Raw genomic sequence first — 13,527 nt, 5'->3', positions numbered from 1 at the left:
TAAGGTGGTTTATTCGCTTTTTGATGTGGTTGTGTTAATCGAGGATATTCCGGAGGAGGGGTTGCGGGCAGGTATGAAGGGCGCGATTATCGAGATCTATAGTCAGCCAGTTGAGGGGTATGAAATAGAGTTTTGTGACGAGCAGGGGCGAACAGTTTCACAGTTGGCATTATCCTCTAATCAATTCCAGCTCTATAAGTAGGTGCAAAAGCAACTGGGGCTGTTGTAGATGATGCGGTCAAGGCATTACCAGCTCCAAGGCAAATAGATGCATCCTGGAGCGCGAGCACTTATAACAAGGGCGGCCTGATAAGAAAAGGGGACAGATTTATTTTAGCGATCAAAGAAAAGGGGACAGATTTATTTTTGAAGTTTGGTTTTGTGAGGATTTTGAAAAGTAGCGGATGAGTTTCTGAAAAATAAATCTGTCCCCTTTTTTTAGGGCTACCAACTGCGCAACGACGTGGCCAGCGAAGCCTCCCGCTTCGAAGCCACCGACACGCTCAAACTGAACGCCGGCCGCGACGTGCTCAACCTCGGCAGCAACCTCAAGGCCGGTGGCAACGCCAGCGTAACCGCAGGGCGCGACGTACTGATCGCCAGCCAGACCGAACAGGACGACTACGCCTACCAACGCCGCCGCATCAGCGGCACCGAGCAAACCATCCTGCAACACACCTCCGCCGTGGACGTGGGCGGCAACCTCGCCATCGACGCCCGGCGCGACATCGCCGTGGTCGCCAGCACCGTCAGCGCCGCCAAAGACCTCAGCGTCAAAGCCGGCGAAAACCTGACCCTGGCCGCCGCCGCCAACGAACAACACGACTACTCCAAAGGCAAAAAAGGCGGCACCAAAACCACTACTCAACTGGACGACGTCACCCAACAAAGCGCCGAACTCAAAGCCGGCGGCGACCTGATCGCCATCGCCGGCACCGACCTGACTTTGGTTGCCAGCAAGATCAGCGCAGGCAATGAAGCCTATGTGCATGCGGATAACGAACTGCAAATGCTGGCGGCGCAGGACAGTCATTACTCGCTGTATGACATGAGCAAGAAGGGCAATTGGGGCAGCAAGAAGACTCAGCGTGATGAAGTGACCGATGTGAAGAGTGTCGGGAGCGAGATCAAGACTGGGGGTGATCTGACGCTGGAGAGTGGTGGGGATCAGAAGTATCAGGCGGCGAAGCTTGAGAGTGGTGGGGATATTGCGATTGTCAGTGGGGGGGCGGTTGAGTTTGAGGCGGTGAAGGATCTGCATCAGGAGAGTCATGAGAAGAGCAATAACAATGCCTTCTGGGTGTCCTCCAAAGGCAAAGGCAACACCGACGAAACACTGCGCCAGACCCAGATGGTTGCCGAGGGCAACATCGCGATCAAGGCGGTGGAAGGCCTGAAGATCGACGTCAATCAGGTCAATCAACAGACCGTCAGCCAATCGATTGAGGCGATGGTCAAGGCCGATCCGCAACTGGCCTGGATTAAGGATGCAGAGGCTCGTGGGGATGTGGACTGGAGGCAGGTCAAGGAGATTCATGACAGCTTCAAGTACAGCAACTCAGGGTTGGGGCCTGCGTCGCAGATCATTATTGCGATTGTGATGGCGGCGGTGGTTGGGCCGTTGGCTGCGGGTGCGGCTGCCAGCGCAGGGGCGGGCGTTGGCGTGGCAGCTGGAGCTGGAGCAGTGGCTGCAGGAGCAGCGACCAACGCTACGGTCAGTGTCGTTAACAACCGTGGCAACTTGGGCGCGGTACTCAAGGACGTGACTTCTTCGGATGCGATGAAGGGGTATGTGATTGCTGGCGTCACGGCTGGCATGACCGCTGCATATTTTGGTGATTGGACGGGGACTCAAACAAACACAATCACTGGGAAAGTCACGACGCCAGGTCTACTGAATACGTGGAGCGGTGTCGGTAAATTTGCCGCCAACCAGACGTTGCAAAGCGGCACATCCATGCTGCTGAGCAAGGCACTCGGGCAGGGCGGTAGCGCCAGCGATGCATTAAAAAGTGCGCTGTTCAATACGTTGGCGGCAGCTAGTTTCAATCTGGTGGGAAATTACACCCAAGGTGTAGTTGCCGATGGGTCGGCACCCAAGATTGCGATTCACGCGATGGTAGGTGGTTTGCTGGCTGAGGCTACGGGCGGCGATTTTAAAACCGGTGCGTTGGCAGCGGGGGCGAATGAGGCGCTGGTTACTCATCTGAATACGCTGGTTAACGGCAACGAAGAGTTGCTGACGATGAGTTCGCAGATCGTGGGTGTGTTGGCGGCTGCGGGGCAGAAAGATGCGGACGCTGCCAAGATCGAGAAAGGGGCTTGGGTTGCGCAAAACCTGACGCAATACAATTTTCTGGAGCATCTGCCACCAGGCTTAAGTGAATACGGATCAGCGGCGACTACTCTGGCAAAGGACATGCTGGAAAAAGGTGCCACTAACGACCAAATTGCCCAAGCACAGCTGGAGCTGGCCCAAGGACAAGGTTTTGAAGGGGTTCAACCGGCTAACGAGTTCGTCAAGGCTTGGGGCTATTTTATGGCCGGTGAACTCACAGGTGCTGGGCTGGCGGCAGTATTAGGTCGGCTTGTGATGGGAGGTGCAAAAGGATTGCCTTCCGCCCTGCAAAATTTCGGCGGCCGCACTTTCGATGATCTATCTGCCGCAGCTTCAAATCCTATCAATAAGGAAGGTCTGACAGAGGCTGCTAGGGCGCTCACAAAGCATGCTTCTGGCCAGCGAGCTACTGGAACGTTCCCAAAACTCACAGGTGGAATTGAAAAGCAAAATGCAACTGCACTCGGTATTATTGATGACGTTCTCAAGAATCCAAATTCAACATTCTCAAATTTGAGTCGCGGTGGGCTAGAGGTCCGGGCTCCCGATGGAAGAGGTCTGCGCTACAATAATGATGGCTCATTTTCTGGGTTTTTGGACCCTAAGGCGAAACCATGAAACTTGAAAGTAATTCGGATTTTGAAGTTCTGGGCTTTAGTGATAATCGCTATAAAAGGCTGACTGCGGAGATTCAATATAAAGGCGAACCAATTGCTCAAGTTAATCAGGATAAAGGGGTGGACGCTTTAGAGGTGGAGATCTTTGCTGACTTAAGTAGCGCGACTTTGAGAGTTCCATTCTCTGGTTTTTTTGAGGCGATGATTCTAGCGAAAGATTTCATTGTTGAGTCGGGGTGAGGCTAGAAGAAAAAATGGGGCAAATTTGAGCGTCACTTACTTGACAAGAAAAGGGGGCAGGTTTTTTGAGGTTTGGGCTTTGTGAAGATCTTGAGACGTAGCGGATGAGTCTCTGAAAAAATAAATCTGTCCATTTTTTTTCGTTCAATTACCTTACAAAGGTTCCACCGTTATCGGTCATGCACTATCGAAGCACGCGGGTAGAAATCCTGATATTTGGGGTAAGACTACAGGGTCTATGGCTACTTGGAACGAGCAGGCTATGAAGCAGTTACGTGAAATAATACGTGCTCCCGGCGAGTTTAAGTCGGTGACAACAGAAAAAGGAATTCCATTTATAGAGAAACGTCTTGGCGACGGGCGTGGCATACGGTTGAATTTAGATGGGGCATTTAAAGGGTTTGTCGACTAATTTATGAAAGAGTTATATGAGGTTGTTCTAGGTGGTGTGGTTGAAGACGATATTATTATTCTTCTGAAGGATTTGGAGAGTCATTCGGAGCGCGTCGACGATGTGACAGCTTCAGAAGTGCTCGGTATTGCGAGTTGCTTGGGCCTTGATCAAAGTATGGTTGCGGAGCTTTGTCGTTTTGAAGGTGATGTTTGTGTGTCTGCTAAGTTGTATGGTTTTGATATTGTATCTGCTTCCTCCGATTTTTTTGTATTACTTAGAGTTGTAAAATGTGGGGGCGGTGTTGACGTAGAGCTGTGTTTTGACGATTCTGTTTTTAATGATGTTGATAAAGTTATGCTTCTACTGCAGAAATATCTGAAAGAGATTTCTGATAGAGTTCGTATGAAGGAGTATTACGGAGGGATGGAGCCTGCTAAAGACTTAGGAACTCGGTACTTTACTGGCGAAATGTTAGGCCCTCTGGTTACGCGTTTTCGCTGACAGGTGGCAAAATGGGTGAGTATAAGCCTACATCCACGAAAACGACTTACGATCCAAAGGTTCTGCCGGATAGCAGGGTGGCTGATATGTCTAGTCGAGCGGCAGTCCAAGCCGAGTCTTTGTTTAAAACCAACCCAGCGTTGAGAGAAGCTAGTATTAAAGTTGATGGCTATCACTTCCAAGTGACACGTAATAGCAAGACAGGAGAAATAACAAATTCCTTTATCACTATGCCCCCGAGGACAAACTAATGGATAGCTTGGCTTGGCTTAAGAGGTTCAAGGAGTCATTTGCTTCAACTGGTCTGGACTATGAAGATCTTTACGAATTGATAGAGGCTTCTATGGCGAGGGGAAGGACTAATTTTCCAGCGTTCATCTATGACGCTTCGCAGGGATTTGGCTTCTCTGTGAGTGAAGGTTTTTTTTACGCCCTTGATCAGGACTGGGACGATCCAGAAAGTTTCAATAAGGTTAGTTTCTTTTTGGGCGAAGTGGAAACTTCAAGTATCCCAGTGCCTGACTACGTTTCCCTGATGAAAATTGCAGCAGATGTTTATTCTGCTTTCTTTCCTGATGATGGGATGGCGTTCTAAGGTCTGCTGAAAGATTAGAAGAGCGTTACTCAAAAAAATTTTCAGTCTAGTTGGAGTGGAAAAGGGGCAGATTTATTTGATTGCTCTATTGGCGGTTTGCTGTTTAATAACGTGGTTTTATTTTTTGGTACCTGCTAGCTTTATAGTTAGCCAAAATGGATGTCTATAAGGCACCATTTTTTTGTAAGTATTCAATTGTTTAAATATAAGTGATAGATGGGGTAGGACACGATATTTCGAATAAAACTGCGTAACCTATCCTCATCTATTTTTCTCCATTAAAAATCAGAGGGTTACTGGACTCGTTTTTTTCAGAGCATCGTTTACTAGAAGGTGCGCGCTTTCGATCAGCTGGGCCAACCCGAAGGTTTGAAGTCGCTGTGATCCGTTTGAGGAAAACGCCTGTTCATTCGCCATTGCTGATGCCGAAGCCAAAAGCTCACTCGCATTGAGAAAAAAGGGGACTGAGAAAAAAGGGGACAGATTTATTTTTTTCCATTTGCTAGGCTGTAATTCTCTAAGGAAGGAGGTTACCTATGCCCAGAGTGGGACATGTCGTTTTGCCCAACTATCCTCATCATGTTGTACAGCGTGGTCACAACCGCCAGGTGGTCTTTGCTGCCGAGGAGGACTACCAGCGCTACGTGAGAGACCTTCGAGAGCTTAAGGACGCATTTGGCATAAAAATATACGCCTACTGTTTGATGACTAATCATGTCCATTTACTGGTTTCTCCGGGTAACTCGGTTGCAGGGCTAGGGCAGTTAATGAAGGCGCTCGCGGCTCGGGCCACTCGGTATCGAAACAGGTTAGAAGGGCGGACAGGTACATTATGGGAGGGACGGTATAAATCAAGCGTGGTGCAAACGGAGGCTTACTTGCTAGCTTGCTGCAGGTACATTGAATTAAATCCGGTTCGTGCATGCATGGTAGCTGACGCGGCGGATTATCCATGGTCAAGTTACAGTGCCCGCACAGGGGGGGTGCCTGATAGTGACTGGCTTGATGTTGATGCTTGTTTTTCCATATTGGGGGATACAACGCTGAAGCGCCGCGAAAATTATAAGTTATTTGTGAAGCAGTCCGTTTCGAGTGATGAGACGAAAATTATTCGTGAGGCGTTGCAACGGGGGCAGCTTACCGGAACTGCTCGTTTCATTGAAGAAGTTGAGAGGATTGCAGGCGTTCGTATTGAGCGCCGAGGGCAAGGGCGGCCGAGGTTGGATGGTGGTAAATAAATCTGTCCCCTTTTTGGTCGTCACCCCCTTTTTGGTCGCTTTTTGCTCGTCCTGAACGTAACCTACAGGTATCCAATCAAGTGTGTTCAGAAAACCCGAGAGCCTTACACAGGTAAGGTTCTCGGGTTTTTTTTGCCCGTCAGAAATGTTTTCCCTGGCTCCCTCAGCCCGTTCATCCAAGCGATAGGTTCTTTTTTACTGATTTTGCCCGTAACTCCTGACTTCCGGTCTTTGATTGTTTGTTTTTATTTCTTTGCGCAATATTTTTTCGGTTTTTTTGAGCTTTTTGGATTTTTCTTTGGATTTTTTCATTCCGCAAACTCAACAACGCAATTTGTATCAAACTATGTTCGTTTAGTATTGGATCCAATCAGTCGGCATTGCCGGTGGTGTGTCTGACACAAACAAACTGCTGAAAAAGGAGAAACGCCATGATGCTCAAGGACCCTTCCCGCAAATATCGCCACTTCACCACGGTCAACCTGCCGGATCGCACATGGCCCAGCACTGTCCAGGCTGCTGCTCCCACCTGGTGCAGTGTGGATATGCGTGATGGCAACCAGGCTTTGATCGAGCCGATGAATGCCGAGCGCAAGCGGCGTTTCTTCGATTTGCTGGTGAAGGTCGGTTTCAAGCAGATCGAGGTGGGCTTTCCTGCCGCTTCGCAGACCGACTTTGACTATGTCCGTGAGCTGATTGAAAGCGGTTCGATTCCTGATGATGTGACGATTCAGGTCATGACCCAGGCGCGCAGCCACCTCATCGCACGCACGTTTGAGGCGTTGAAGGGCGCGCCTCGCGCCATCGTGCATGTTTACAATGCGACGGCGCCGGTGTTTCGGGACGTTGTCTTCAATGTGGACAAGGCGGGCTGCATCGAGATTGCTACCCAGGCAACACGAGAGATCAAGCAGCACATGGACGCGAACCCCGATACGCAGTGGACGTTCCAGTACTCCCCGGAAACCTTTTGCTTCACCGAGCTGGATTTTGCATTGCAGGTGTGTGAAGCGGTGACGGATACGTTCGGGCCGACCCCGAGCAACAAGATGATCCTGAATCTGCCCACCACCGTGGAGGTGTCTACCGCCAATGTCTTCGCCGACCAGATCGAATGGTTCTGCCGGCACTTCAGTCGCCGTGACAGTGTGGTCATCAGCGTGCATCCGCACAATGATCGGGGCACTGGAGTTTCCACCGCGGAGCAGGCGTGCCTGGCCGGTGCCGAGCGTGTCGAGGGCACGTTGTTCGGTAACGGTGAGCGTACCGGCAACGTCGATATCCTCACGTTGGCGATGAACCTCTACACCAGCGGCATCGATCCGCAGTTGGATTTCTCCGACATCCTGCACGTCCAGCGTGAGGTGGAGTTCTGCAATCAGTTGCCGACCCATCCTCGTCACCCTTACGCCGGTGAGTTGGTGTTTACCGCGTTCTCCGGCTCGCATCAGGACGCGATCAAGAAAGGCTTTGCGGCGCGCCAGGCCAATCCGCAGGGCATGTGGGAAGTGCCGTATCTGCCTATCGATCCTGCCGATATGGGCCGTAGCTATGAAGCGGTGATTCGCGTGAACAGCCAGTCGGGCAAGGGGGGCGTGGCCTATCTGTTGGAGCAGCACGGCATTGTGATGCCGCGTCGCTTGCAGATGGAGTTCAGCAGCCTGGTACAACAGGAAGCCGATGGCTCCGGCCAGGAAATCAGTGGCGAGATGATCCTTGCCTGCTTCACCCGGCATTACCTGGAGCAGGGCAAGCCTTACGCGTTACGAGCCCCCAAACTGGTGAGCGAGGGCGATGTGACTTACCTGGAGGCCACCCTTGAACAAGGTACACAGCGCATCGACTTGAGTGGCGAGGGCAACGGCCCGCTTGCGGCGCTGGTCGATGCGTTTGCCCAGCGTGGCATTCATTTTGATATCGCCGATTACCACGAACATGCCACCCGTGACGGTGCCCAGGCTGAGGCGTTGGCCTATGTGGAAATTCGCGTGGGCAACCAGTTGCTGTTCGGCGCCGCTCGCGATGGCAGTAGCCTGCTCGCTTCCCTCGAAGCGGTCACCAGTGCGGTCAATCGTGCATCGCGCCTGGGCCTGCTCAGCGTGGTGAATGCTGCGGTGCCGTCCTGAGATGAACGCGCATACCGCATTGGCGGCACTTGCCGGTAATTATGGCCACGGTGACATCGTGGCCTCGCATCGACATGACGAAGGCCAACTGGTCTACGCCATCAACGGCGTGATGCTTGTGTCGGTGGAGGAGACCACCTGGGTGGTACCTTCCGGGCATGCCCTGTGGGTGCCTTCAGGTTTGGAACATCAGATCCGCATGACCGGCGAAGTGCGCATGCGCACTTTGTTGATCTCACCGGGAGCGCACCGTCGTTTGACGGAGGAGTGCGAGGTCATCAGGGTTTCACCCTTGCTGCGCGAGCTGATTGTGGCCGCCGGCGATGAGCCTGACAGCCACCCGGCGTCGTTGCGGCATGTACAGATTGTCGAGCTGATTTTCTCGGAACTTGACCGTGCGCAAAGGGTGCTGGCTCACGTGCCGATACCGGACGAGCCTAGGCTCAAGTCTCTGTGTGCGGACTTTATCGACAACCCTTCTCAGGAGTCGAAACTGGAGAGTTGGGCGGTGCAACTCAATATGAGTTCACGCACCTTGGCTCGGCTGTTCCAGAAAGAGTTGGGCATGAGTTACGGCGAGTGGCGCAAGCGCACGCGGCTGCTGCTCAGCATGCAGCGGCTGGCCAGTGGTGCCTCCATCCTTGAAGTGGCATTGGAGCATGGTTATCAGAGTCCGAGTGCATTTACCGCGATGTTCAAACGCACCATGGGCTACACCCCGAGTAACTGTCGCTTGGTCTGAATCTGACTGGCGATAGCACCACCTCCTTTTGAACATGGCCCCGCCTCCAGGCAGGGCCATGTTTACCTGTGCCTGGTGTATGGAGCCTGCGGCGCAGAGGGCGCGCCGGCACATTGTCCCAATCGAAACGATGGTTGTCTGGAACTCGGGAGATGCGCAACCGGTTGCTCTCTTACCCTGCGTCTCTACTTGGCATTCTGGATTTCTTCGATGGGTTCGCCTTCTCTTTTCCCACGGCATTACCGTCTTTCGCTGCTTGGCATGGCGGTGGCGTTGTTGGCGGGTTGTTCGTCCTGGGTCGCCCATACACCGGCACAGCCACATCCGGAACGCATCAATGCCCTGAGCCACCTGCCCCAAGGTGTCTCGGACCAAGTGTTACCTGAGCGCTGGTGGCAGTTGTATAACGATCCGCAACTCGATGCGCTGGTGCAACAGGCGTTACTGCACAACCGCGACCTGGCGGCGGCCCAGGCCCATGTGCAAGCGATGCTGGCCGGGATCCAGCAGGCCGATGCCGAGCGCTGGCCGTCCACCCAGGCGTCGCTGGGGGCCGCTTATGGCAAGACGACCGATGACCAGACGCTGGCCAAGGCCACCGATAGCCATGCGCCGTCAGAATGGGCATTCAACCCAGGCTTCGAGCTGGCTTATCAAGTGGATGTGTGGGGCCAGGTTCAGCGCACCATTGAACGTGCCCAAGTGCAAACCGCAGCGGCGCAGGATGCCGAGGACTTGCTGCGCATCACGGTCGTGGCGCAAACCACTCGCGCCTATGTGAATGCCTGCGCCCTGGGGGCGCGTGCCAAGGTACAGCGCCATTCGTTGGACGTGGTCGGGCATAGCCTGGCGTTGACCGATCGCCAGCGCCAGGCCGGTGTGGTGACAGACCTTGAATACAGCCGCATGCAAGCCCTGCAAGGCGAAACCCAGGCGTTGCTGCCGATGTTGGAGGCGCGTCGACAAGCCGCGCTCTACGAATTGGCCATGCTGACCGGCGTCGCTGAACTGGACCAAGGCTCTGGCGCCGCAACGTGTGAAGTGGTGCCCCAACTCAATGCCGAGTTGCCGGTGGGTGATGGCTGGCAACTATTGGCGCGCCGCCCCGACATACGTCAGGCCGAGCGCGCGTTGCAGGCGGCCACGCTGCAAGTGGATATCGTCCAGGCCGACCTGTACCCCAAGGTGACCTTCGGCGCTTCAGTGTCCTCCTCGGCCAACAAACCCCATGAGCTGGGGGACAGCAGTGCGGTGATGTTCGGCATCGGCCCACTGATTACCTGGCAGTTCCCTAATTGGCAGGCCAACCGCGCGCGGGTCAAGCAGGCACGGGCACTCGAGCAGGTGGAGGTCGCGCAGTTCGAGGCCAGCGTCCTCAAGGCCCTCAAGGAGGTGCGCCAGGCCCTGGCGTTGTACGACGGCGAACGGCAGCGCCACGCGGCCTTGAGCCGGGCGCTGGACAGCAGCCGCCAAGCCTACAAGTTGGCCCAATTCAACTACGACGCCGGTTCTATCGACTTTCTCGACGTGCTGGACAGTGAGCGTGAACTGATCCGCTTGCAGGCCACGCGCGCCGACGCCGATGGCCAGTTACTGCAACGCCAGATCGGCCTATTCCGTGCCCTTGGTGGCGGTTGGCAGTCCGGCGCCGTCGATACCCCGGCCGCTGCGCCCACCCACGCGTCTATCCCTTCTTCCGGTACCCAGCCATGAATATCGCCGTTGATGAAAAAACTGCTGTCCAGGACGAGCAGGAGAATGTGCTCGAGCAACTTATGCATGCGCGTAAGCAACGGCGCAAAAGAAACCTGATCCTGCTGGGCGGCGCCGGGTTGTTGATCGCGGCGGTGGTGTTCGGCGTGTACTGGATGACCGTCGGCCGCTATCTGGAGCAGACCGATGATGCTTATGTGCGGGCCGACTGGATCCCCATCAGCCCGAAAGTCTCAGGCTACGTGGCCGAGGTGATGGTAGAGGATGATCAGCCGGTCAAGGCAGGGGATGTGCTGGTACGCATCGAGGACCGTGACTACCAGGCCCGCTTGGCACAAGCCCGCGCAGAACTGGCCGAGACCCAGGCCTCGGTGGCAGCGCAAGAGGCCAACTTGACAGTCACTGACAGCCTGATCGCCCAGCAAAAGGCCGGGGTTGCCCAGGCTGAGGCCCATGCTCGCAGTGTGGCCGCTGAGTTACGCCGCGCAAGCCTTGACCAGCGTCGCTACGAAGGCTTGGTGCGCGAACATGCTGCCAGCACGCAGCGTCTGGAAACGGCCGCCGCCAGTTACACCCAGGCCAATGCTGCGGTGGAAATTGCCAAGGCGATGCAACGCCAGCAGGAAACCCGCTTGACCGTGGCCACCACCCGCCGTCAACTGGCCCAGGCTTCGCTCCAGCAGCAGATAGCCCGGCGCAGCCAGGCCGAGGCGCAGTTGAACCTGGCGACGCATGCGTTGGAGGACACCTTGATCCGCTCACCCATCGACGGCGTGGTGGGGCAGCGCAAAGTCCGTACCCGCCAATACGTCGCGCCAGGGTTGCCACTGCTGGCGGTGGTGCCTTTGCAGCAGGCTTACGTCGTGGCCAACTACAAAGAAACTCAATTGCGCGATATGCGTGCCGGCCAACCGGTGGATATCAGCGTCGACAGTTATTCGGGGCGCAAGCTCAAAGGCCATGTGGTGAGCTTCTCGCCAGGCTCCGGGGCGGTGTTCGCACTGTTGCCGTCGGACAACGCTACCGGCAACTTCACCAAGATCGTGCAACGCTTTCCAGTCAAGATCGTCATTGATGAGCATGACGAAGGCGGGCCCATCCTGCCGGGCATGTCGGTGATCACCACGGTGGACACCCGCCCAGCTGAGCAGGGCGCTGCACATGACTGAAGCGGCTGAAAAGAGCGTCTCCTTTCGCGCCTGGGTGGCGGTGATCGGGGGGCTGTTCGGCTGTTTCATGGCCGGCATGAACGTGCACGTGACCAGCGCCGCGCTGCCGGAGATCGAAGGCTCCCTGGGCGCGACGTTCGAGGAAGGCTCGTGGATTTCCACCGCCTACCTGGTCGCGGAAATCGTGATGATCCCGCTGACCGCCTGGTTGGTGCAGGTGTTCTCTCTGCGACGTGTGATGCTCGTGGGCTCGTTTGTATTTTTGGTGGCGTCCATTGCCTGCTCCTGGGCGCCCAACCTGGAAGTGATGATCATCATTCGGGTAATCCAGGGCGCTGCCGGCGCAGTGCTGATTCCCTTGTCATTCCAGCTGATCATCACTGAACTGCCGCCCAGCAAGATCGCGATGGGCATGGCGCTGTTCGCGTTGTCCAACAGCGTCGCCCAGGCCGCCGGGCCGTCCATTGGCGGCTGGCTGACCGATGCCTATTCCTGGCGCTGGATCTTCTACCTGCAACTGGCCCCCGGCATTCTCTTGCTGTTGGCGGTGGCATGGTCGATCGATGCCAAGCCCATGCAGTTGAGCCTGCTCAAGCGCGGCGACTGGGGCGGGATCATCGCCATGATCGTCGGCCTGGGTGGCTTGCAGATCGTGCTGGAAGAAGGTGGCCGCAAGGACTGGTTCGGCTCCGATTTCATTGTATGGATGTCACTGATTGCCGGCGTTGCCTTGGTGTACTTCGTGCTGTCGCAGTTGTATGGCAGTCGCTCCTTCATCAACCTGCGCCTGCTCAAGAGCTACAACTTCGGCGTGGCCAGCGCAGCGATGTTCATCTTTGGCGCGGCCACCTTCGGCCTGGTGTTCCTGGTGCCCAATTACCTGTCTCAGTTGCAGGGCTACAACGCCCGGGAGATTGGCATCAGCCTGATCGCCTACGGCATGGTGCAACTGGTACTGGCGCCGTTCATGCCGCGCTTGATGAAGTGGCTCAACCCGAAACTGATGGTTGCCAGTGGCTTTTTCATCATGGCCCTGGGGTGCTATCTCGGCGCGCACCTGGACGTGGACAGCGCCGCCAACGTGATTATTCCGTCCACCGTGGTACGGGGCATCGGGCAGCCGCTGATCATGGTGGCGCTTTCCGTGCTGGCGGTGTCTGGCCTGGCCAAAGATGAAGCCGGCTCGGCCTCGGCCTTGTTTTCCATGCTGCGTAACTTGGGTGGTGCCGTGGGCACGGCGGGCCTGACGCAGATCGTGGCCATGCGCGAGCGCTTTCACTCTGAGCGGGTAGGGGAGTCGATCACCCTGTTTTCTCCGGCCTTTCAGGAGCGCCTGCGCGCCAGCATGGCCGACAGCGAGGCTTTTATCTTCAACCAGCTATTACCCGCTCAACAGCAGGTCCTTGAGGGCTTGATCCACACCGTGCGTCGTGAGGCGTACCTGATGGCCTACAGCGATGCGTTCTATGTGTCCTGTATTGCTTTGATCTTGTGCGGGGTCGCGGCCCTGGCATTGCGCCAATCAGCAAAGAACTGAACTCATTACTGCCCGCAGGTAATACGCGGGCGCTTATCAGCGGTAAGAGGGAACTTGAATGGTAAAAAGGCGAATGGCCGCGTTCATAGACTAGTTAATTGCTAACTTAGCAATTCCATACAGTTTGTTTGCACTCCCTTGAGGGGTGTTAGCCAGCTATTGCCTGGCGAAGTTGATTTTATTAACTTCGGTCGGGCTTCTGTTGTTGTGGGTTTTACAACTTGGAAATAAATTGTATTAATTTTCCAAAAAACACTTGCTGATCATCATGAACTTCCTCTAAGTTTCGTCTTGCTTCGACGGCTGACCTTTGGGTC

The 13,527-nt window shown here is 55.1% G+C and carries 12 protein-coding genes and 1 pseudogene; 12 read left to right on the top strand and 1 reads right to left on the bottom strand.

The annotated features are described in order from the left end of the window. Nucleotides 1–4: 4 nt before the first annotated feature. From AC1RAC_RS25835 to AC1RAC_RS25810, 6 genes and pseudogenes are all read left to right on the top strand, one after another. Entirely contained in the window at nt 5–202 is a 198-nt protein-coding gene (locus AC1RAC_RS25835; protein ID WP_034128708.1) for a DUF4926 domain-containing protein, read from the top strand. Nucleotides 203–454: 252 nt separating this feature from the next. Further along, nucleotides 455–2,956, top strand: a pseudogene (locus AC1RAC_RS25830) (DUF637 domain-containing protein); the annotation flags it as partial. Then, a complete protein-coding gene (locus AC1RAC_RS25825) occupies nt 2,953–3,195 on the top strand; it encodes a hypothetical protein (protein WP_054897997.1) in 243 nt (80 codons plus the stop codon). The pseudogene AC1RAC_RS25830 and the gene AC1RAC_RS25825, both read left to right, overlap by 4 nt. 124 nt (nt 3,196–3,319) lie before the next feature. Further along, nucleotides 3,320–3,607 (top strand): tRNase toxin domain-containing protein, encoded by a 288-nt coding sequence (locus AC1RAC_RS25820; RefSeq protein WP_487976928.1) that lies wholly within the window; start codon nt 3,320–3,322, stop codon nt 3,605–3,607. Nucleotides 3,608–3,610: 3 nt separating this feature from the next. Beyond that, on the top strand, nt 3,611–4,090 hold the full coding sequence (locus AC1RAC_RS25815) for a hypothetical protein (RefSeq protein ID WP_054918449.1): 480 nt from the start codon (nt 3,611–3,613) through the stop codon (nt 4,088–4,090). Nucleotides 4,091–4,340: 250 nt separating this feature from the next. Then, on the top strand, nt 4,341–4,685 hold the full coding sequence (locus tag AC1RAC_RS25810) for a hypothetical protein (RefSeq protein WP_492617100.1): 345 nt from the start codon (nt 4,341–4,343) through the stop codon (nt 4,683–4,685). Between the two features lie 285 nt (nt 4,686–4,970). Here AC1RAC_RS25810 and AC1RAC_RS25805 read toward each other — a convergent pair whose 3' ends face one another. Further along, on the bottom strand, nt 4,971–5,168 hold the full coding sequence (locus tag AC1RAC_RS25805; RefSeq protein WP_430692941.1) for a DUF6124 family protein: 198 nt from the start codon (nt 5,166–5,168) through the stop codon (nt 4,971–4,973). A 53-nt stretch (nt 5,169–5,221) separates the two neighbouring features. Between AC1RAC_RS25805 and AC1RAC_RS25800 the strand changes: the two genes are divergently transcribed. The 6 genes from AC1RAC_RS25800 to AC1RAC_RS25775 all read left to right on the top strand — a co-directional run bounded on the left by AC1RAC_RS25800 (nt 5,222) and on the right by AC1RAC_RS25775 (nt 13,210). Further along, nucleotides 5,222–5,923 carry a transposase gene (locus AC1RAC_RS25800; RefSeq protein ID WP_089042403.1) on the top strand — a complete coding sequence of 234 codons (702 nt, stop codon included), beginning with the start codon at nt 5,222–5,224 and terminating at the stop codon, nt 5,921–5,923. A 431-nt stretch (nt 5,924–6,354) separates the two neighbouring features. After that, nucleotides 6,355–8,049, top strand: coding sequence for a 2-isopropylmalate synthase (gene leuA / locus AC1RAC_RS25795; protein ID WP_034128567.1), 1,695 nt, complete (start codon nt 6,355–6,357; stop codon nt 8,047–8,049). A gap of 1 nt (nt 8,050) precedes the next feature. Continuing rightward, on the top strand, nt 8,051–8,791 hold the full coding sequence (locus AC1RAC_RS25790; RefSeq protein WP_054899116.1) for an AraC family transcriptional regulator: 741 nt from the start codon (nt 8,051–8,053) through the stop codon (nt 8,789–8,791). Nucleotides 8,792–9,001: 210 nt separating this feature from the next. Beyond that, the gene (locus AC1RAC_RS25785; RefSeq protein ID WP_089042404.1) at nt 9,002–10,504 is read left to right on the top strand and encodes an efflux transporter outer membrane subunit; all 1,503 of its coding nucleotides are present in this window, start codon (nt 9,002–9,004) and stop codon (nt 10,502–10,504) included. Further along, a complete protein-coding gene (locus AC1RAC_RS25780; protein ID WP_054898385.1) occupies nt 10,501–11,673 on the top strand; it encodes an HlyD family secretion protein in 1,173 nt (390 codons plus the stop codon). Before AC1RAC_RS25785 ends, AC1RAC_RS25780 begins: the two co-directional genes overlap by 4 nt. Further along, nucleotides 11,666–13,210, top strand: coding sequence for an MDR family MFS transporter (locus AC1RAC_RS25775; protein ID WP_054918466.1), 1,545 nt, complete (start codon nt 11,666–11,668; stop codon nt 13,208–13,210). The genes AC1RAC_RS25780 and AC1RAC_RS25775 overlap by 8 nt, the downstream gene beginning before the upstream one ends. Nucleotides 13,211–13,527: the final 317 nt, after the last annotated feature.

The organism is Pseudomonas sp. GW823-FHT02F05, assembly GCF_058797315.1.
The sequence above is the reverse complement of the archived record's forward strand: the minus strand, read 5'-3'. Positions and strand labels throughout refer to the sequence as shown.